Origin of the sequence: Agrobacterium sp. CCNWLW32, from assembly GCF_037083425.1 — a bacterium.
In the GTDB taxonomy this organism is placed as follows: domain Bacteria; phylum Pseudomonadota; class Alphaproteobacteria; order Rhizobiales; family Rhizobiaceae; genus Agrobacterium; species Agrobacterium radiobacter.
Window position 1 is genome coordinate 243,923 of sequence record NZ_JBAOJM010000006.1, and the last position, 18,357, is coordinate 262,279.

Genomic DNA, 18,357 nt, shown 5'->3' on the forward strand with positions numbered 1-18,357 from the left:
GAAAAATCGCACGACCCTTTTGATCTATACCAGCTCGACGAAGTCTCCGGACGGCGACATCAGGACCTTCGCGGAATGCATCAGCCCTCGTCGCTGCCGTCGTCGCCTTCACCGGCATCCGGGCCGCCATTCTGCAGGAAGCGGTCGGCGATCAGACCTGCATTCTGGCGCAATGCCAGTTCGATCTCATTTGCCGTTTCCGGATTGTCGCGCAGGAAGGTCTTGGCGTTCTCACGCCCCTGCCCCAGACGCTGGCTGTTATAGGAGAACCATGCACCGGATTTCTCGACGATACCGGCCTTCACGCCGAGGTCGACGAGCTCACCGGTCTTGGAAACACCCTCGCCATACATGATGTCGAATTCCACCTGCTTGAAGGGCGGAGCCATCTTGTTCTTGACGACCTTGACGCGGGTCTGGTTGCCGACAACCTCTTCGCGCTCCTTGACGGCGCCGATACGGCGGATGTCGAGGCGAACGGACGCATAGAACTTGAGAGCGTTACCGCCTGTCGTCGTTTCCGGCGAACCGAACATGACGCCGATCTTCATGCGGATCTGGTTGATGAAGATGACCATGCATTTCGACTTGGAGATCGAAGCGGTCAGCTTGCGCAGCGCCTGGCTCATCAGGCGGGCCTGAAGACCCGGCAGGCTGTCGCCCATCTCACCTTCGATTTCCGCCCGCGGCGTCAGCGCCGCAACGGAGTCGACCACCAGGACATCAACCGCACCGGAACGCACCAGCGTATCGGTGATCTCAAGTGCCTGCTCGCCCGTATCCGGCTGCGAGATCAGAAGGCCCTGCAAATCCACGCCAAGCTTGCGGGCATAGACCGGATCGAGCGCGTGCTCGGCATCCACGAAGGCGCAGATGCCGCCCTTCTTCTGGGCTTCCGCAATCGTCTGCAGCGCCAGCGTCGTCTTACCCGAGCTTTCCGGGCCATAAATTTCAACGATGCGCCCCTTCGGCAAACCGCCGATGCCGAGCGCGATATCCAGGCTGAGAGAACCCGTCGAAACGGTCTCCACCTCAACCACATTTTCATTGGAACCGAGCTTCATAATCGATCCCTTGCCGAACGACCGTTCGATCTGGGAGAGCGCCGCTTCCAGTGCCTTGCTTTTATCCACCGATTTATCCTCTACGAGACGCAAAGAATTTTGTGCCATCCGAACCACCTTTAGGTTATTGAAGCCGCACAGGCAATGAAGCAGTATGGAAACGGTATGTACTCTATTTGTTCTCATTTCGCAAGGCTGAGCCAGCATATTGAAAACAAATAGCGATAAGTAGTTTGTTCTGCTTTCGTTTTTCCGTGCCCGGCCCATCGCCGCAAACCGGATGCGAGGTCAGGAAGACGTCAGTTTAGGCCGAATCGTCCGGTCTTTCCATCCGCCAAAGAGGGAAACGCAAGCGTGAAGAAAATACTCGTTCTGGGCGGCGCACATATCGACCGGCGCGGCATGATCGAGACTGAGACGGCGCCCGGCGCGAGCAACCCCGGCTCGTGGATGGAAGAGGCCGGCGGCGGCGGTTTCAACGCCGCGCGCAATCTCTCCCGCCTCGGTTTTCAGGTCCGCATCATTGCTCCGCGCGGCGGTGACGTGACAGGCGAAGCGGTGGCGGAGGCTGCGAAGCAGGCGGGCGTTGAAGACACGCCCTTCACCTTCCTCGACCGCCGCACGCCAAGCTACACCGCCATTCTGGAGCGTGACGGCAACCTCGTCATCGCGCTTGCGGATATGGACCTCTACAAGCTCTTCACCCCGCGCCGCCTGAAGATACGCGCCGTGCGGGAGGCGATCACTGCGAGCGATATCCTGCTTTGCGACGCCAATCTGCCTGATGATACGCTGACGGCGCTCGGCCTCGTTGCCCGCGCCTGCGAAAAACCGCTGGCCGCCATTGCCATATCGCCCGCCAAGGCGGTGAAGCTGAAAGCGACGCTCGGCGATATCGACGTCCTCTTCATGAACGAGGCGGAAGCCCGCGCGCTGACCGGCGAGACGGCGGCCAATGTCCGCGACTGGCCGGATATTCTGCGCAAGGCCGGGCTTTGCGGCGGCGTCGTTACCCGCGGCGCAAGCGAAGTCGTTGCCTTCAATGGAACGGAAAAAGCAATCCTCCACCCGCCTCTCATCCGCGAGGTGAAGGATGTCACCGGTGCGGGCGACGCCATGGCCTCTGGTTATCTCGCCGCCATCGCCGAGGGAAAGACGATTGCGGAGGCCTTGCGACAGGGGGCGGCCGCGGCGGCCATCACCGTGCAGTCCCCCTTCGCCACCTCGCATGAACTATCAAAAGACAGTGTCGAAGCCATGTTGGGGCTTGTTCCCCAGGCTGAAATGCTGGCATGAACCCGCTTTTGAAAACTGGAACAGATGCCATGACCCGCCCCATCTCCCCGCTCCTGCCCATCGTCTATTCTCAGGAAGTCGCCGCAGCCAAGCAGCGCGGCGCGCCGATCGTGGCGCTTGAATCGACCATCATCACCCATGGCATGCCCTATCCCGGCAACATCGAGATGGCCGAAAGCGTCGAACAGATCATCCGCGATCAGGGTGCGGTTCCGGCCACCATCGCCGTCATTCACGGCACGCTGCATATCGGTCTTGAGAAGGACCAGCTTGAGGCGCTTGCCCAGACAACCGACGCCATGAAGGTCTCGCGCGCCGATATCGCCTTTGCCATCGCCGAGCGCCGCACGGGCGCGACCACGGTTGCAGCCACCATGATCGCCGCCGCCCGCGCCGACATCCGCGTTTTTGCGACAGGCGGTATCGGCGGCGTGCACAAGGGCGCGGAAGAGACCTTCGACATCTCCGCCGATCTGACCGAGCTTGCCAAGACCGGCGTGATCGTCGTCTGCGCCGGCGCGAAAGCCATTCTCGATATTCCGAAGACGCTGGAGGTTCTCGAAACCAACGGCGTGCCTGTCGTCACCTTCGGGTCGGAAGAATTCCCGGCCTTCTGGTCCCGCTCTTCCGGCCTGTCGAGCCCGCTTTCGCTCAATAGCCCGGCGGCGATTGCCAATTTCCAGGCAACCCGCGAACAGCTGGGCATCGACGGCGGCATGCTGGTGGCCAATCCCGTGCCGGAAGCAGACGAAATTCCGCGCGAGGAGATGGAAATCTACATCAACCGCGCCATCTCGCACGCCGAGCGCGACGAAGTCACCGGCAAGGAAGTCACCCCCTACCTGCTCGGCGATATTTTCCGCCTCACAGATGGCCGCAGCCTGGAGACCAATATTGCGCTGGTGCGCAACAATGCGCAGCTTGCTGCTGAGATCGCCGTGGCGCTGAACTGAAGAAAAAATCGTCTTCTCAGTCATCCTCAGGCTTGATCCGAGGATCCACGATGCGCTCGCAGGAATGGATCCTCGCCTCAAGGGCGAGGATGACGGTGTGAAAGCAGAAGGCCTCGCAACCAACAAAAAAGGCCCGGAAAGCTTGCGCTTTCCAGGCCTTTTCTTTTCAGTTCCTGAACCCAATCAGTTCTGTGCGACCGGCTTCACCAGCGGCGTCACACGGCGGATGGTGACGCGGCGGTTCTGCTGTTCCGGGCCAAGTGTCTGAACCTTCAGGTAACGCTCGCCATAGCCTTGAGTCGCGAGGTTTTCCGGCGGAATACCGTAAACATCGGTCAGCACATTGGCGACGGAAGCGGCGCGCTCGTCCGAGAGAACGAGGTTGCTTTCATCCGAACCGACGGCATCGGTATGGCCTTCGATCAGGAAGGTTTCCCCCGGGTTCTTGTTGAGCGCCTTGTTGATGGCATCAGCCACCTTGCGCAGCGAACGTGCCTGCGCCATCGGGATCTCGGCACTGCCGGTGGCAAAAGTGATCGTATCAAGGTCGATACGGCGCACCTTGTCGCGGATACGGGCCGAATAACGCACTTCATCCAGCGAATAGACCCGCTCCACCGGTTCGACGGGCGGCTGTTCCAGGAAGCGGTAATAATCGCGGTCCGGATCGCTCGACGTGTCGATGATATAATCGGTCACGGGAATGCGCAGGCGCATCGGCGGCAGGTCGAGGCCGGGATCGCGATAGACATAATCACGGTCCGGATCTTCCATCAGCTCCGGTGCATAGAACAGCACATATTCGCGGCCGCGATCGTCGATGCGCGAGCGCTGGATCACGTCGCCATAACGGTTGCGGATCGTAACCACCTGCGTTCCATCGCGGCGCTCCACGGTTTCGCGGACACGACCGCCGCCCAAGCGCTCGTAATAGGGCTCACCACCATCGCGGATGAAGCGCTGGTTATCATCGCCGCGCACCACGACACGGTCGCCGAATTGCAGGATGATCGGCGCGTCGCCGTCACGATCCCGATCGCGCGGGCGGCCTTCGCGCGGCTGCCATTCGCGGACACCTTCCGGCCGCTCATATTGCGGACGACGATCGACACGTTCGCCCTGCTGGGAGGTGATCGCCTCCATCTTGACGGGCGGTGGCGGAGCCTTGCCTTCGGCGGCGCCGGCGCGCTGCGCTTCGGCGTCCGATGTCGGAACCTTCACGTCGCCGGCCTGCTCGCGTTCACGACGGCGCTCCTCGCGGGTCTGGCGGTTGCCGGAGCGTTCCACTTCCTTGTCGCTGTCGAGAACGGCGGCACCCTTGTCGACCGGCAGAATGACGGTATCGGCGGTCTTGGACGGGTCCTTGGCAATGGCCTTGGCCTTGTCCAGCTCTTCCTTCGTCATCGGCGGCGCTTCCGTCTGCGGAACAGCGACCTGATTGGGCACGGGTTCGCCGGCCGGCGCCTGTCCGGTCGTCGTACCGCTCGGCGGCGGAGGCGTCGGCGCGCCTGGCAGCGGGGCTGCAGGTTCAGTTCTACCCTGGCCCTCTACCGGCGGCTGTTCGGAAGGCTGACGACCCGGTGCGGGATTGGGCTGGGCCTCGGGCGCCGGCGGACGTGCGGGCGTCGGGGCTTCGGTCGGAACCGGTGCTTCCTTCACTGCCGGCTCCGGGGCGGCAGGCTTTTTCTCCGGAACGGCTTTTTCAGCCGGTTCGGCTTTCTGTTCCGGGGCCTTTTCCTCTACCTGCGGCTTTTTGGAAGGCGCCGGCTCGCGAGGCTTGGCCGGCTGCTCGGCATTTTCAGGGCGTGCTGCGGGCTCCTGTTCGGCTGCAGGTTCTTTCGCGCGCTCCTTACGGGGACGCTGCTGCTCACCCTCACCTGCGGGCTGCTCGGCCCGTTCGGGCTTGCGCGGACGTTCCTTCGGCTGCTCCTCGGCAGGTGCGGCTTCGGGTGCCGCCTCGCGCTGGCGTGCCGGGCGCTGTTCGCCCTCGCCCTGCGGCTCCTGTGCGCGTTCTGGTTTGCGGGGACGCTCCTGCGGCTGTTCGGCCGGCGCGGGCTCCGGGCGGGCCTCGCGCTGCTGCTGCGGTTCCCGCTGGGGTTCGGGCTGCGGCTCACGCTGGGGTTCCCTCTGGGGCTCCCTCTGCGGTTCTGGGCGTGGCTCGGCGGGCGCGGCTTCGCGTTTGGACTCCGGCTCACGCGGCGGTTCCGGTGCGCGCTCCTGGCGTTGCGGCTCGGCCTGCGGCTGCGCCTCTTCGGCCTGCTTGCGCCGCTTGCGCAGTTCCTCTTCCGGGTTCGGCTCTTCCGGCTGTGCCTGCGCCAGAATCACCTGACCGGTCGTCGCCTGTCCGGGAAGCGCCTGCGCCCGCGCGGCACCGGCAAAACCGGCCGCGGCCGGCTCCACCGCAATCGCCAGCGACATGAGGGGGAAAACCACCCCCGTCAGCAATGTGTTCTTCTTCAGCATCGGTGTTTCCTCATCTGCCATTATTGGTCGCCAGTCTTGCGACATCGTGATTCCGGCTGCGCGTGCAGGCGCTGGTCAACGCCCGGCACACACTTCGGTTCCCATGATGAACAAAGCGTTCTGTACCGGAAATGAACAGATCAAGGCCTTTTCGTGGAGGCTCTGCGGCACAAACGCGATGACTAATATTGCAGTTGCATTTTTTGACCAACCGGATGAATAATTGCATCCGCGCTGAAGGCCACAGGCGGTATCCTCCGTCCTGCCGCGCCCAGCGCCCATGGCGTCCGCACTGAAAACAACAACAGACTGCGGATGAACGACCAAAAGAGAGGATCGAAATGCCTATTTCCACCCGTCTGCTCGCAGCCGTATCGATTGCCGCCATCTCGCTGTTGTCGGGCGCAGCCCTCGCGCAGGACAAGATCGTCATCGGCACCGAAGGCGCCTATCCGCCCTTCAACAATCTCGAAGCCGACGGCACGCTGACCGGCTTCGACATCGACATCGCCAAGGCGCTGTGCGAACAAATGAAGGCCGAGTGCACCTTCGTCACCAATGACTGGGACGGCATCATCCCCGCCCTGCAGGCCAAGAAGTTCGACGCCATCATCGCGTCCATGTCGATCACGCCGGAACGTCTCCAGAAGGTCGACTTCTCCAAGAAATATTACAACACCCCGCCGGCTATCGCCGTACCGAAGGATTCGCCGATCAAGTCCCTCGATGATCTCAAGGGCAAGTCGCTCGGCGCGCAGGGTTCCACCACCCACTCCAACTATGCCGAAAAGCATTTCCCGGATGCCGACCTGAAGATGTATCCGACCGCCGACGAATATAAGCTCGACATCGCCAATGGCCGCATCGACGCCGTCATCGACGACATCGTCGTGCTTTCGGAATGGCTGAAGACGGATGCCGGCGCCTGCTGCAAGATCCTGACGCCGCTCAAGGTCGACGTCGAGATCAACGGCAATGGCGCGGGCGTTGCCGTGCGCAAGGGTGACACGGCGCTCGCCGACAAGTTCACCGCCGCCATCGCCGGCATCCGCGCCAGTGGCAAGTATCAGGAGATCAACAAAAAATACTTCGATTTCGACGTTTACGGCGAGTAAGCCTGTTCGATCTGTTGAAATCTCGTGGCGGAAGGCTTGCCCTTCCGCCATTTTTGTTTGAAAACGTCACGATAACAATCACGGCGGCTTAAGACCGCAGGGGAAAACTGGCATGAGCGGAGCATTTTCCGCCATAGGTGCGTTCTGGACCTATGTCTCGACACTTCTCGATCCCTTCTGCGGGCCGGTCGGTCTCTTCTCGCTTTTCGGAAACGGCACCCTGGTCGCCTGCGGCGATGCTGGCTGGGGCGATGAGATCGCTTTCGGCGTCAAGGTCACGATCTCGCTGGCGCTTGCCACCCTGCCCGTCGGACTGCTGATCGGTTTTCTCATCGCGCTCGCTGCACAATCGGAAGAAAAATCGCTGCGGCTGGCGACCGGTATCTACACCACCATCTTCCGAGGTCTGCCGGAACTCCTGACGCTCTTCATCGTCTATTACGGCATCCAGATGCTGCTGCAATCGGTGGCCGGTTATATCGGCATCACCGGCCCGGTCGAGATCAACGCTTTCGTGGCGGGCATGGTGGCGCTGTCGGTGGTGTTCTCGTCCTATGCTTCCGAAGTGTTGCTCTCCGCCTTCAAGGCCATACCCAGGGGGCAATATGAGGCAGGTGCCGCACTTGGTCTTTCGCGGGGCCGCACCATGGTGCTCATCATCATTCCGCAACTCGTCCGCATCGCCCTGCCCGGCATGACCAATCTCTGGGTCATCCTCCTGAAAGACACGTCCTACGTCTCGATCATCGGCCTTGCCGATATCATCCGCCAGACCGGCATCGCCGCCCGCGTCAGCAAGGAAGCCTTCTTCTTTTACAGCATCGCCTGCCTGCTCTATCTCATTCTCGCGCTGCTTTCGTCCATCGGCATCGGTTTCATCGATCGCTGGTCGCGCAAGTCGGAGGTAAGCCGATGAGCCATGTTCAGGAACTCATTCCCGCGCGCCCTGCCCCGGCGGTAGCGGACAAGCCGCTCAATATTTCCCGCATCGTCGGCATCGCCGTCATCACGCTCTGGCTGCTGCTCGCCGCCGGGCTGATCTTCGCCATGATCGAAGGCTGGGACTGGGATAAATTCGGGCGTTACGGGCCGCGTTACATCGATGGTCTCATCACCACCATCACGCTGGTCGGCAGCTCGATCATTCTCGGCGCCATTCTTTCCGTGCCGATCGCCTTCGGCCGCATGTCGGAAAACCGCGTCATCGGCGCACTCGCCTATGCCTATGTCTATGTCTTTCGCAGCACACCGCTTCTGGCGCAGCTTTTCCTGATCTATTACGGCCTCGGCAGCTTCCGCCAGGGGCTGGAGACCGTCGGCCTGTGGTGGTTCTTCCGCGAGGCCTGGTATTGCGGCCTCCTGTCGCTCACTCTCAACACCGCCGCCTATCAGGCCGAAATCCTGCGCGGCGCGATCCGCAGCGTGCCGCGCGGCCAGCACGAGGGGGCCGCCTCGCTCGGCCTGTCGAAACTCATCACCTTCCGCAAGGTCATCCTGCCGCAGGCGCTCATCGTGGCGCTGCGTCCCTATGGCAACGAGATCATCCTGATGATCAAGGGTTCGGCGGTGGTCTCCATCGTCACGGTCTTCGACCTCATGGGGCAGACGCGTTACGCCTTTTCCCGCACCTTCGATTATCAGGCCTATCTCTGGGCGGCGATCTTCTACCTGACGATCGTCGAAACGCTTAGACATGTCTGGGCATGGCTGGAGGCCCGCCTGACGCGCCATCTCAAGCGCTAAGCGGAAAAGTTGGCAGCACTCATCAAGGAAGGCTGCTAACATTTTGAAAAATATAACTATTTTATGACAATCCATGTCCCTGGCAAGCTTGGATTAACCATGTCGTGTTCCCATATTCGATACAGCGGCAATGCTGTGATCGGCAATCATGGAAACGGGAACCGCCGTCATGAACAAGGACATGGAAATGATGCTGAGAGGCTACGGCCTCACCACCGCCCAGATTTTTTATCGCCTGCCGGACCATCCGCTGGTTCTCCAGACCTATGTCTGGCAGGACTATGATCTGGCCCCTGATTTCCCCGAAATGCACGGGTTCCTCAAATTCTGGCAGGAAAAGCTCGACGGGCCTTTGCACTCCGTCCGCTACGTGCACCGGCAGGTGATCTCGGCGCAGGAATGGCGCGCGCTCAAAGGGGAGTTCATCCTCCACTGAGCCATCGCGCCACATAAACATTGCGCCCGCCTCCGATGCGGCTTACAGCAAACTTCAACTGAAGACGCTGACGGATAAGGCACGATGACGAAGAACCAGAAAATCGACGAAGAGGCGCTTGCCGAGGCCTATAACCGCGCACTCGCGCTTGAAAAATCAGGCGATGTGGATGCGGCGGTGAAGGCCTATGAAGAAGTTCTCGCCATCGATCCGGAGGATCACGGCGGCGCGGCCGTTCGCATCGCCGCCATGGGCCGGGGCGAACAGCCATCGAAAGCACCTGATGCCTATGTCGAAACCCTGTTCGACCAGCATGCCGAAGCTTTCGAGGATATTCTTGTCGAGCAGCTCGGTTACGCCGTGCCGATGATGGTGCGCCAGCGGCTGCAGACCCTCAACCTCGGCCCCTTCAAGCGCCTGCTCGATCTCGGCTGCGGCACCGGCCTCACCGGCGAAGCGCTGCGCGATATGGCCGACGATATCACCGGCATTGATATTTCCGAAAACATGGTCGAGATCGCCCATGAGAAGGACCTTTACGAGACGCTCTACGTCGCCGAAGCCGAGGACTTTCTTGAAGATAATGACGACGAGCCCTTCGACATCATCACCGCAACCGATGTGCTGCCCTATCTCGGCGCGCTGGAGCCACTGTTTTTCGGCGCTGCCGAAAACCTCAATGCCGGCGGCCTGCTGATCTTCTCGTCGGAAACTCTGCCCGAAGCGACGCTCGCCGGACGCCCCTATATGGTCGGCCCGCACCAGCGTTTCGCCCATGCGGAAACTTATGTCCGCGAAAGACTGGCCGCGACCGGTTTCGAGGTTCTCGAAGTGACCGACATCAACGTGCGCATGCAGGACGGCAATCCGACGCCCGGTCATCTGGTGATTGCGAAGCTCAAGGGCTGATGCGACATCGGAGGCTTATGCCCCCGACATCTCGGCACCTTTCTTCTCCCCGGCGGGGAGAAGAAACAAGCAGCACGCGCTCGCCCTATATATGGCGAACACGGCTCCTGCCTGAATCAAGCTCTCAGCAACATCCGCCAGCGGGTTGAAGAGACTCAATTTTCCCGCCCTCTCAACTCGCCTTCGGACGCCAGACGATATCCGCCACCTTGAGTTTCTTCGGCACGATCTTCAGATCATAGAATTCGTCTGCAAGTGCCTGCTGATAGGCAATGGCTTCATCCGGAACCAGCGAGACCCGTCCGAGATCGGCTCCCGGCCGTGTCAGCGAGACCTTGGTGACATCCTCGGGAACGCCGGTGATCGACGCCAGCGATTTTGCCGTTGCATCGATATTGGCCTGCGCCTTCGCACCCACATTCGCCAGTTCCTTGAGGATCAGCGGCACGAGATCGGGATTGGTCTCGACGAAATCGCCGTTGGCGAGGAAGTAGCTCCACGGATCGACGATGCCTTCGGCGGTCGAGAGAACCCGTGTTGTCGGCTCTTTTTCCGCCACCGCGAAATAGGGATCCCAGATCGACCAGGCGTCGATGCTGCCGCTGCGGAAGGCGGCGGCCGCATCCGGCGGCGCAAGATCGACTGGGGTAATGTCGTTCAAGGTCAATCCGGCCTTTCGCAGCGCCTTGACCGTGACGTTGTGGGCGCTGGAGCCGCGCTTGAAGGCAACCTTCTTGCCTTTCAGGTCTTCGAGCGCCTTCAGCGGCGAATCCTTCTGCACGAGGATAGCCGATCCGCCGGCCGCCGCCTTGTAGGTGCCGACGTAACGCAGATTGCCGCCGGCGGCCTGCGCGAAAAGCGGCGGCACATCGCCAGTCGGGCCGATATCCAGCGCGCCTGCGCCAAGCGCTTCGAGAAGCGGCGGCCCGGAGGAGAATTCCGACCATTTGACCTCGATGCCGCGATCTTTCAGCAGCGCTTCGAGCGCGCCCTGGCTTTTCGCAAGCGCTATCACGCCATTCTTCTGCCAACCAATCCGCAATGTGGTGGTTGCGGCGCTTGCCCGCCGGATATGCGGCAGAAACGCCGCCCCGGTCGCACCTGCAATCAGTCCCAATGTTCCGCGTCGTGTGAGCATATGGATATCCCTCGCTATTCCATCCTTCGACAGTAAAAGCGTAGATATTCGAGAGATTTTATCAAAATCCCAGTTTGCGCGTAGACAGCGCCGAGAGAATTGAATGTGCGAATTTGCCGTTATGGGCGGAATAAGATTGTCGTGGCCGGGCGGCCGCTATCGGATGGCCCTTCCGACAGGATCAACCCCTGGCAGGGCAGGAAAGGCAACCCGCCAATAAAAATGCCCTCCCCGGCAGCCGGAAAGGGCATTGATCAAAAACCCAGCCAGCGGCGGATCACTCCTCGCCGGATTTCGGATTATCCAGCAGCATGTAATCGAGCGGCAGTTCGGTCGTATATTTGATCTGCTCCATCGCAAACGCGGAGGACACGTCGCGAATTTCGATCTTGGCGATCATGCGCTTGTAGAAAGCGTCATAGGCGGCAATGTCAGGCACGACGACGCGCAGCAGATAATCGACGTCACCGCTCATGCGGTAAAATTCGACGACTTCCGGAAACTCGGAAACCACCTCGGAGAAGCGCTTCAGCCATTCGATGGAATGGGAAGCGGTGCGGATGGAAACGAAAACCGTGACCTTGGTGTTGACCTTGACCGGATCGAGCAGCGCCACGCGCCGGCGGATGACGCCGTCTTCTTCCATCTTCTGAATACGCCGCCAACAGGGCGTCGTGGAAAGGCCGACCTTTTTCGCCAGATCGGCAACGGCCAGCGTGGAATCCTCTTGCAGAATGCGCAAAATCTTACGGTCTAGGCGATCCAATGCGTCTACCCTCCTGAATTAATTTCCTTTCAATACACTAATTTTCGCAGAAAAACAGAAAATTGTTTCACTAAAGCCGCATTTCCACATGTTGTCGCAGAACCGGCAGCAGCTCCTCCGCGAACCATGGGTTCTTTTTCAGCCAGCCGGTGTTGCGCCAGCTCGGATGCGGCAGGGGAAAAATGCCGGGACCGGAATTGGCATGGAGATAGCTGCGCCAGTTTTGCACCGTTTCGGTCATGGTTTTGCGCCGCCTTTCACCCAGGTGAAAAGCCTGTGCATATTGGCCGATGGCGAGGATCAGCTCCACCTGCGGCATTGCCACCATTACCCGCTCGCGCCAGTGCGGCGCACATTCGCGCCGGGGCGGCAGGTCGCTGCCTTTGTCGTCATAACCGGGAAAACAGAAGCCCATGGGCACGATGGCGAAACGATCCGGGTCATAGAATGTCTCCCGATCGACGTTCAGCCACTGGCGCAGCCTGTCACCCGAGGCATCGTTGAAGGGCAACCCCGTTTCGTGCACACGAAGCCCCGGCGCCTGCCCGGCAATCAGGATACGCGCCTTGGTCGACATGACGACCACCGGCCGGGGTTCGTGCGGCAGGCGATCAGCCATTCCGTTGAGCGGCATATCGCGACAGAGACGACAGTGGGCGATTTCGCCGCGCAACCCGTCCAGCCCATCATCACGCACCAGCGCTAGCTCAACCATGGTCCCATCCCATGAGATGGCGGATAATGGTGAGGAAACCCGCCGCCGGCGTTTCCAGATCCGCGGCACGGTGTTCCCGCCGCCATTGCGATGGTTTCTCGAATTCTCCCGCCCAGATGCCGCGCGCCTCCCTGCGCGCCGCCGCCTGCTCGCTTGAGAACTGGAAATAACCTGATGCGACCGCAAAACCCGCCGACACCATTTCCGATGAGACATCCCTGCCGTCTGCGGAACAATAGACGAGCAGCCGCCCGTAACGGTCTCTGGAACTGCCGGAACAGGAAAAATCCGTCGGCCGGGCCAGCCGTTGCAGGACACGGCGCGCCTCCTCGCCGCACGGCCAGCTTTCGCTGCCGCGCAGACATGTCTGGGCAAGCTCCGGCGCATCGATACCGAGCAGCCGGAAACGTTCCTCACCCTTTGACAGCGTGTCGCCATCGATCACGAAGAAGCGGCCGCTATAGGTTTCGCTGTTGATCTGATCGAGCTTGGCCGCGATCAGAATACCGAGAAAAACCGTGGCGAGAAAAAGCCCGCCATCGCGAAATGCCGAAAAACGCCTGCTTTTGCCTCCATTTCGTCTCATGTAACAACAAACCCTTGTCAGAAATGGCAAACAAATCCTTTAACGGCAGCATCTTCTTAAGATTTTGCGCGTAGTCTGCAAGGGTTCATGTCACCCGCGTTGTAACAATGAGTAAAAGCGTCAGCACGTCCACCGACAAGATCATCGTCGACCGCTCGAAAAAACACCGCAACAAGGCGGTTTTCGACACGGTGAAGACGACGCGTGAACGCCTGCAACAGGGTGCTGGCGGAACCGAAGCCTATGAACGCGAAATGCTGACCATGCACATCGCCGAGACCCTTCAAGGCGCGATGTTCATGCCGCTTTTCATCGTGCTCGCCTCCGTCATCGGTCTTTATATCACCCGCGACATCGGGCTGATCATCTGGTCGCTGATTGCGCTCAGCTTCCACGCCATCGCTCTGGTGCTGGCCAAGAAAGCGGCGAAACAGGAGATCACCGCCGAAAACCTCCAGCACTGGAAAAATCTGTTCCTCGGCATGCAGATCCTCATCGGCTGCGCATGGGCCATGTTCGCACTGGCCGAACCGGTGCGCAACGACCCGACGCTTGTTCTCTTCTTCAAGGGCGCAACGCTGCTGATCGCGCTTTCGCTGACCGCCATGGCCAATTTCATGCTGCGGCGGGCGACTTTCATGACCTTCCTGCCGGTTATGGCGGCGCTGTGCGTCACCTCGGCCATCTCTCGTGATCCATTCGATGTCGGCCTTGCATTGATGTTCGGCATGGCGATCCTCTTTTGTCATCGCATCACCAGCCGGCTCTACCAGACCAGCGTCAAGCTCCTGTCGTCCCAGACGGAAAAGGACGACCTTATCGCCGAGCTCGAAGTCGCCAACTCGGTTTCGGATGAGGCGCGACGCCGCGCCGAAGAGGCCAATCTGGCCAAATCACGTTTTCTCGCTTCCATGTCGCATGAGCTGCGCACCCCGCTCAACGCCATTCTCGGCTTCTCCGAGGTCATGGCGTCAGAAGTGCTCGGCCCGCTCAACAACCCGCTCTACAAGGAATATTCCGGCGATATCCACCGCTCCGGCCAGCACCTGCTCGATCTCATCAACGAAATCCTCGACCTGTCGCGCATCGAGGCCGGTCGCTATGATCTCAATGAGGAATCCATCTCGATGCTGGAAATCGCCGAGGATTGCATCGGCATGATCCAGCTTCGCGCCCGCGCCAAGAATATCAGGATTTCGCAGCAGTTCGAAAGCAGCCTGCCGCAGGTCTGGGCTGACGAAAAATCGATCCGCCAGGTCATTCTCAACCTTCTCTCAAATGCCGTGAAATTCACGCCGCAGGGCGGTGAAATCCTTGTGAAAGCCGGCTGGACGGCGGGCGGCGGCCAATATGTGTCGATCAGGGATAACGGCCCCGGCATTCCCGAAGACGAAATCCCCGTGGTGCTGTCGGCCTTCGGTCAGGGCTCGATCGCGATCAAGAGCGCCGAACAGGGAACCGGGCTTGGCCTGCCCATCGTTCAGGCCATTCTCGCCAAGCATGACGGCCAGTTCATCCTGAAATCGAAACTGCGCGAGGGCACCGAGGGCATCGCCATCCTGCCGGCAAAACGCGTGCTGCAGAGCCTGCCGGCCGTGGAGGAAACCCACGCCATCCAGCCGCGCCGGCGGTCCTTCGCCTGAAAACCCTGAGCATTAGCCAAAAAAGCGGAGGCGCTCCGCTTAGAGGAACAGCGTCGTCACCAGCGAATACAGCACGAAAAATCCGTTCGCCATCAACAGGCAGAAGACGGCAAAGGAACCGAGGTCCTTGGCATGCCGCCCGACCGAGGAGATTTCCGGCGAAATGCGATCCACCAACTCTTCGATGGCGGTATTCAGCGCCTCCACCGAGAAAAGAAGCAGCATCAGCACCGTAAAGACGAGAAGATGCGCAAACGGCGCGCCCACGACCAGAAGCAGGGCGAGCCCGACGCCGAAGGCAAGAACCTCATGCCGGAACGCTGCTTCCTGCCACAGCCGGCCAAGCCCCTGCACGGAATAGCGGGCGGCGGCCAAAAGATGCCGCCAGCCTTTTTCCTTGCGAAAGACGGGTTCCGGTTGCTTCTTTTGCGGCGTCACGTCCATCTTCAGCCTCAATGATCGGTGCGGGAACTGATGCGGGTGTCCACACCCGCCGCTTCGAACGTCGCCATGCCGGAATGGCAGGCGGCAGCGGCCTTGACGATGCCGGCGGCAAGTGCTGCCCCCGTCCCTTCGCCAAGCCGCATGCCAAGCGCCAGCAGCGGCGTCTTGCCGAGCTTTTCAATGGCGGCCAGATGGCCGGGCTCGCCCGAGACATGGCCGATCAGGCAATGATCGAGCGCCGAAGGGTTGGCGGCCTTGAGAAGAGCGGCAGCGGCCGTCGCCACATAACCGTCAATCAGCACGGGAATACGCTGCACGCGGGCGGCGAGGATGGCGCCGGCAATCGCCGCGATCTCGCGTCCGCCAAGACGGCGCATGATTTCCAGCGGATCGGACAGGTGGTCCTTGTGGAATTCCACGGCAGCTTTCACCGCCGCTATCTTGCGGGCCATGACCTCACCTTCCGAGCCGGTGCCCGGACCGGTCCACTCTTCCGCTGTGCCGCCATAAAGCGCGAGATTGATCGCCGCCGCAACGGTGGTGTTGCCGATGCCCATTTCGCCGACGCAGAGAAGATCGGTGCCGCCGGCAATCGCCTCCATACCGAAGGCCATGGTCGCGGCGCAGTCGCGCTCCGAGAGCGCAGGCTCGCAGGTGATGTCGCCGGTCGGGTAATCGAGCGCCAGATCGAAGATTTTCAGGCCAAGATCATTGGCGACACAAATCTGGTTGATCGCCGCACCGCCTGCCGCGAAATTTTCCACCATCTGCTGGGTCACGGATGTCGGATAAGGCGTAACGCCGTGCCGGGTAACACCGTGATTGCCGGCGAAGATCGCCACCAGCGGACGGGTGACGGCCGGAGAACGGCCGGACCAGGCAGCCAGCCACATGGCGATTTCTTCGAGACGGCCGAGCGAACCGGCGGGCTTGGTCAGCTGCGCATTGCGCTCCTTGGCCGCCACAAGCGCGTGCGTGTCCGGGCCGGGAAGCTCGCGCAGCAGCGCGCGGAAATCGTCGAAGGGCAATCCGCTCATGCTCATGATATCTGTCTTTCTCGTCGTCGGGTTGGCTGTCGCATCGGCTCATGCGTCCGGAACTTGTGTTTTCCGGCAAATCGGTCTTTGTTGCGCCTCTCATAATCGCGGATGCGCCGCGGAACAACCGGAAATGCAGCAACTGCAACGGAGAGAGCATGAAGGCCGGGGATTTTATAACAGATGTCATGCATTCCCTCGCCTTTCTGAGCCGCCTGCCCGTTCCCTCGCGTTTTTTTGATGATGCCGACAGTGTGTCGATGCGCCGCACTGCCCGCGCCTTTCCCGCCGCCGGTCTGCTGATCGCCCTGCCCGCCGCTTTCCTCGTTGTGGTTTTTGCGGCCTTCGACGCCTCTCCCCAGCTCACCGGCTGGCTTGTCATCGGCTTGACGGCGCTCGTGACAGGGGCGCTGCACGAAGACGGCCTGGCCGACATGGCCGACGGTTTCGGCAGCGGCAAGGACAAGGCGCGAATGCTTGAGATCATGAAGGACAGCCGCATCGGCAGCTATGGCGCCATCGCCATGATCCTGTCCTTTGCGCTTCGCGCCACCGCGCTCGCCTCGCTCATTGAGACGCTGCCGGCAAAAACCGCCGCCGCCGCCCTGATCGCTGTGCTTGTCATGAGCCGCGCCCTGATGGTTTGGCACTGGCAGTCCCTGCCCGCCGCCAAAACCTCCGGCATCGCCGCCAGCGCCGGTCAGCCGGGAACAAGCGAGCGCAACATCGCGCTTTTGATCGGGTTGCTGCTTTTCATACTATTTACGCTGCACGCCCTGCCGCTCCTGTCGATTGCCCTTGTGCTGGCGGCAGCCTTTCTGGCGGCCATGCTTTTCGGCAGGCTCTGCGACAGGAAGATCGGCGGCCATACCGGCGACACCATCGGCGCCTGCCAGCAGATCACGGAGATCGTGATTCTTGTCGCCCTTGCCCTTGCAGCATGACGGCCTGATATAAATCATCATGGAAACACCCTGCATCCACATCTGTCGCCTCGATGAAACCAGCAGCCTCTGCATCGGCTGTGGGCGAATGCTGGATGAAATTGGCGGCTGGGCAGGGTATAGCGACGAGAAGCGCCGCGAGATCATGCGGTTGCTGCCGCAAAGACTGGCAAACCTGCCCAAGACCGCCAAGGAGACGCATACCGCATGAACAGGCTGACCATCGTTCTCCTTCTGCTGGCCGTCGGCCTTGGCCTGCTGCTCATCAATCATGACGGTGGGCGAACACTCGGCATCGATAATGATCAATTCGCCCATGTTCTCTATCTTCTGCCCATTGCCGCTCTCCTGTCAGCCGGCATATTGGCCGGAAGCCGCGGCAGTTTCGGCACCGTCATCCGCCAGCTCGCCGTCTGGCTTGTCATCATTCTCGGCCTCGTCTCGCTTTATCTCTATCGCTACGATCTGCAAACCTTCGGCGATCGACTGCTGGGCGGCCTCATACCCGGCCGCGCCGTAGTGGTCACCACATCGGGCGGTGAGCAGGAAATCGTGCTGCATAAATCGATGAGCGGCCATTTCGAGGCGAATGTCGGTCTCGAAGGCAAGACGATCCACATGCTGGTCGATACCGGCGCAAGCTCGGTGGTGCTCGCCAATGCAGATGCCGCCGCAATCGGCATCGACACCACAAACCTCCGCTATACCGTACCGGTCATGACTGCGAATGGCCGCACGGCGGCAGCTCCCGTCACCCTGTCGGAAATCAGCATTGGCCCGATCGTGCGGCGCAACATCCCGGCCCTCGTCGCCCAGGATGGCCAATTGGGCCAGAGCCTGCTCGGCATGAGCTTCCTGTCGACGCTCGGTTCGCTGCAGATGCAGACCGATGAACTGCGGCTGCGCGACCGGTAACCCCCTGCCCTTTGCGGTTCATTCTGCGGTTTTCCCGAGCCATTGGCCCCGGAAAGGAAATACCCCAATGCGACCGCAACGGGGATATTCTTTTCGCACATTGGGGCAATGGGCGGGCCATTGCCCCTTGATTCCTTCCCATTTGATAATTTATGTTGGCCTTGTTCTCAGGGCGGGGTGCAATTCCCCA

At 60.8% G+C, this 18,357-nt stretch carries 19 protein-coding genes; 11 read left to right on the top strand and 8 right to left on the bottom strand.

The features are described from left to right. Window positions 1-80: 80 nt before the first annotated feature. The gene (gene recA / locus V6R85_RS15700) at window positions 81-1,172 is read right to left on the bottom strand and encodes a recombinase RecA (RefSeq protein WP_020012874.1); all 1,092 of its coding nucleotides are present in this window, start codon (window positions 1,170-1,172) and stop codon (window positions 81-83) included. A gap of 246 nt (window positions 1,173-1,418) precedes the next feature. Between recA and V6R85_RS15705 the strand changes: the two genes are divergently transcribed. Together V6R85_RS15705 and V6R85_RS15710 are read left to right on the top strand one after the other, a co-directional pair. Continuing rightward, complete coding sequence (locus V6R85_RS15705) at window positions 1,419-2,360, top strand: carbohydrate kinase family protein (protein WP_111834510.1); 942 nt, start codon at window positions 1,419-1,421, stop codon at window positions 2,358-2,360. A gap of 29 nt (window positions 2,361-2,389) precedes the next feature. Continuing rightward, complete coding sequence (locus V6R85_RS15710) at window positions 2,390-3,313, top strand: pseudouridine-5'-phosphate glycosidase (RefSeq protein WP_060723296.1); 924 nt, start codon at window positions 2,390-2,392, stop codon at window positions 3,311-3,313. Window positions 3,314-3,496: 183 nt separating this feature from the next. Here V6R85_RS15710 and V6R85_RS15715 read toward each other — a convergent pair whose 3' ends face one another. Beyond that, complete coding sequence (locus tag V6R85_RS15715; protein WP_111834547.1) at window positions 3,497-5,776, bottom strand: OmpA family protein; 2,280 nt, start codon at window positions 5,774-5,776, stop codon at window positions 3,497-3,499. A 341-nt stretch (window positions 5,777-6,117) separates the two neighbouring features. Between V6R85_RS15715 and V6R85_RS15720 the strand changes: the two genes are divergently transcribed. From V6R85_RS15720 to V6R85_RS15740, 5 genes are all read left to right on the top strand, one after another. Next, complete coding sequence (locus V6R85_RS15720; RefSeq protein WP_111834511.1) at window positions 6,118-6,891, top strand: ABC transporter substrate-binding protein; 774 nt, start codon at window positions 6,118-6,120, stop codon at window positions 6,889-6,891. Between the two features lie 112 nt (window positions 6,892-7,003). Then, entirely contained in the window at window positions 7,004-7,807 is an 804-nt protein-coding gene (locus V6R85_RS15725; RefSeq protein WP_003507866.1) for an ABC transporter permease, read from the top strand. Then, on the top strand, window positions 7,804-8,634 hold the full coding sequence (locus V6R85_RS15730; protein ID WP_003507864.1) for an ABC transporter permease: 831 nt from the start codon (window positions 7,804-7,806) through the stop codon (window positions 8,632-8,634). The genes V6R85_RS15725 and V6R85_RS15730 overlap by 4 nt, the downstream gene beginning before the upstream one ends. Before the next feature lie 169 nt (window positions 8,635-8,803). Continuing rightward, window positions 8,804-9,070 carry an usg protein gene (locus tag V6R85_RS15735; RefSeq protein ID WP_060723297.1) on the top strand — a complete coding sequence of 89 codons (267 nt, stop codon included), beginning with the start codon at window positions 8,804-8,806 and terminating at the stop codon, window positions 9,068-9,070. A gap of 84 nt (window positions 9,071-9,154) precedes the next feature. Beyond that, entirely contained in the window at window positions 9,155-9,979 is an 825-nt protein-coding gene (locus V6R85_RS15740) for a class I SAM-dependent DNA methyltransferase (RefSeq protein ID WP_111785015.1), read from the top strand. A 172-nt stretch (window positions 9,980-10,151) separates the two neighbouring features. Here the strand turns inward: V6R85_RS15740 and V6R85_RS15745 are convergent, their stop codons facing one another. From V6R85_RS15745 to V6R85_RS15760, 4 genes are all read right to left on the bottom strand, one after another. After that, complete coding sequence (locus V6R85_RS15745) at window positions 10,152-11,117, bottom strand: aliphatic sulfonate ABC transporter substrate-binding protein (protein WP_111781116.1); 966 nt, start codon at window positions 11,115-11,117, stop codon at window positions 10,152-10,154. Window positions 11,118-11,394: 277 nt separating this feature from the next. Beyond that, window positions 11,395-11,883, bottom strand: a complete 489-nt coding sequence (locus V6R85_RS15750; RefSeq protein WP_003507846.1) for an Lrp/AsnC family transcriptional regulator — start codon at window positions 11,881-11,883, stop codon at window positions 11,395-11,397. Window positions 11,884-11,953: 70 nt separating this feature from the next. Then, complete coding sequence (locus V6R85_RS15755) at window positions 11,954-12,598, bottom strand: uracil-DNA glycosylase family protein (RefSeq protein ID WP_162724162.1); 645 nt, start codon at window positions 12,596-12,598, stop codon at window positions 11,954-11,956. Continuing rightward, the gene (locus V6R85_RS15760) at window positions 12,591-13,184 is read right to left on the bottom strand and encodes a thermonuclease family protein (RefSeq protein ID WP_111834512.1); all 594 of its coding nucleotides are present in this window, start codon (window positions 13,182-13,184) and stop codon (window positions 12,591-12,593) included. Before V6R85_RS15760 ends, V6R85_RS15755 begins: the two co-directional genes overlap by 8 nt. Window positions 13,185-13,291: 107 nt before the next feature. On the opposite strand from V6R85_RS15760, the gene pdhS2 reads away from it, so the two are divergent. After that, entirely contained in the window at window positions 13,292-14,827 is a 1,536-nt protein-coding gene (pdhS2, locus tag V6R85_RS15765; protein ID WP_099085242.1) for a two-component system sensor histidine kinase PdhS2, read from the top strand. A gap of 39 nt (window positions 14,828-14,866) precedes the next feature. Here pdhS2 and V6R85_RS15770 read toward each other — a convergent pair whose 3' ends face one another. Together V6R85_RS15770 and cobT are read right to left on the bottom strand one after the other, a co-directional pair. Beyond that, window positions 14,867-15,271: a diacylglycerol kinase gene (locus V6R85_RS15770; protein WP_003507839.1), complete on the bottom strand. Its 405-nt coding sequence runs from the start codon at window positions 15,269-15,271 to the stop codon at window positions 14,867-14,869. Between the two features lie 8 nt (window positions 15,272-15,279). Then, window positions 15,280-16,314, bottom strand: coding sequence for a nicotinate-nucleotide--dimethylbenzimidazole phosphoribosyltransferase (gene cobT / locus V6R85_RS15775; RefSeq protein WP_003507837.1), 1,035 nt, complete (start codon window positions 16,312-16,314; stop codon window positions 15,280-15,282). A 152-nt stretch (window positions 16,315-16,466) separates the two neighbouring features. Between cobT and V6R85_RS15780 the strand changes: the two genes are divergently transcribed. Genes V6R85_RS15780 through V6R85_RS15790 form a run of 3 tightly spaced genes read left to right on the top strand, consistent with a single transcriptional unit; the run spans window position 16,467 to window position 18,167 of the window. Further along, a complete protein-coding gene (locus tag V6R85_RS15780; protein ID WP_080570344.1) occupies window positions 16,467-17,252 on the top strand; it encodes an adenosylcobinamide-GDP ribazoletransferase in 786 nt (261 codons plus the stop codon). A gap of 19 nt (window positions 17,253-17,271) precedes the next feature. Beyond that, complete coding sequence (locus tag V6R85_RS15785) at window positions 17,272-17,463, top strand: DUF1289 domain-containing protein (protein ID WP_003507833.1); 192 nt, start codon at window positions 17,272-17,274, stop codon at window positions 17,461-17,463. Then, the gene (locus V6R85_RS15790; RefSeq protein ID WP_080866257.1) at window positions 17,460-18,167 is read left to right on the top strand and encodes a TIGR02281 family clan AA aspartic protease; all 708 of its coding nucleotides are present in this window, start codon (window positions 17,460-17,462) and stop codon (window positions 18,165-18,167) included. The genes V6R85_RS15785 and V6R85_RS15790 overlap by 4 nt, the downstream gene beginning before the upstream one ends. Window positions 18,168-18,357 lie beyond the last annotated feature (190 nt).

Bases quoted from the DNA above. Each gene is read 5' to 3' on its own strand.
- recA (WP_020012874.1), bottom strand. From the start codon at position 1,172: ATGGCACAAAATTCTTTGCGTCTCGTAGAGGATAAATCGGTGGATAAA.
- V6R85_RS15710 (WP_060723296.1), top strand. From the start codon at position 2,390: ATGACCCGCCCCATCTCCCCGCTCCTGCCCATCGTCTATTCTCAGGAA.
- V6R85_RS15715 (WP_111834547.1), bottom strand. From the start codon at position 5,776: ATGCTGAAGAAGAACACATTGCTGACGGGGGTGGTTTTCCCCCTCATG.
- V6R85_RS15720 (WP_111834511.1), top strand. From the start codon at position 6,118: ATGCCTATTTCCACCCGTCTGCTCGCAGCCGTATCGATTGCCGCCATC.
- V6R85_RS15725 (WP_003507866.1), top strand. From the start codon at position 7,004: ATGAGCGGAGCATTTTCCGCCATAGGTGCGTTCTGGACCTATGTCTCG.
- V6R85_RS15730 (WP_003507864.1), top strand. From the start codon at position 7,804: ATGAGCCATGTTCAGGAACTCATTCCCGCGCGCCCTGCCCCGGCGGTA.
- V6R85_RS15735 (WP_060723297.1), top strand. From the start codon at position 8,804: ATGAACAAGGACATGGAAATGATGCTGAGAGGCTACGGCCTCACCACC.
- V6R85_RS15740 (WP_111785015.1), top strand. From the start codon at position 9,155: ATGACGAAGAACCAGAAAATCGACGAAGAGGCGCTTGCCGAGGCCTAT.
- V6R85_RS15745 (WP_111781116.1), bottom strand. From the start codon at position 11,117: ATGCTCACACGACGCGGAACATTGGGACTGATTGCAGGTGCGACCGGG.
- V6R85_RS15755 (WP_162724162.1), bottom strand. From the start codon at position 12,598: ATGGTTGAGCTAGCGCTGGTGCGTGATGATGGGCTGGACGGGTTGCGC.
- V6R85_RS15760 (WP_111834512.1), bottom strand. From the start codon at position 13,184: ATGAGACGAAATGGAGGCAAAAGCAGGCGTTTTTCGGCATTTCGCGAT.
- pdhS2 (WP_099085242.1), top strand. From the start codon at position 13,292: ATGAGTAAAAGCGTCAGCACGTCCACCGACAAGATCATCGTCGACCGC.
- V6R85_RS15770 (WP_003507839.1), bottom strand. From the start codon at position 15,271: ATGGACGTGACGCCGCAAAAGAAGCAACCGGAACCCGTCTTTCGCAAG.
- cobT (WP_003507837.1), bottom strand. From the start codon at position 16,314: ATGAGCATGAGCGGATTGCCCTTCGACGATTTCCGCGCGCTGCTGCGC.
- V6R85_RS15780 (WP_080570344.1), top strand. From the start codon at position 16,467: ATGAAGGCCGGGGATTTTATAACAGATGTCATGCATTCCCTCGCCTTT.
- V6R85_RS15785 (WP_003507833.1), top strand. From the start codon at position 17,272: ATGGAAACACCCTGCATCCACATCTGTCGCCTCGATGAAACCAGCAGC.
- V6R85_RS15790 (WP_080866257.1), top strand. From the start codon at position 17,460: ATGAACAGGCTGACCATCGTTCTCCTTCTGCTGGCCGTCGGCCTTGGC.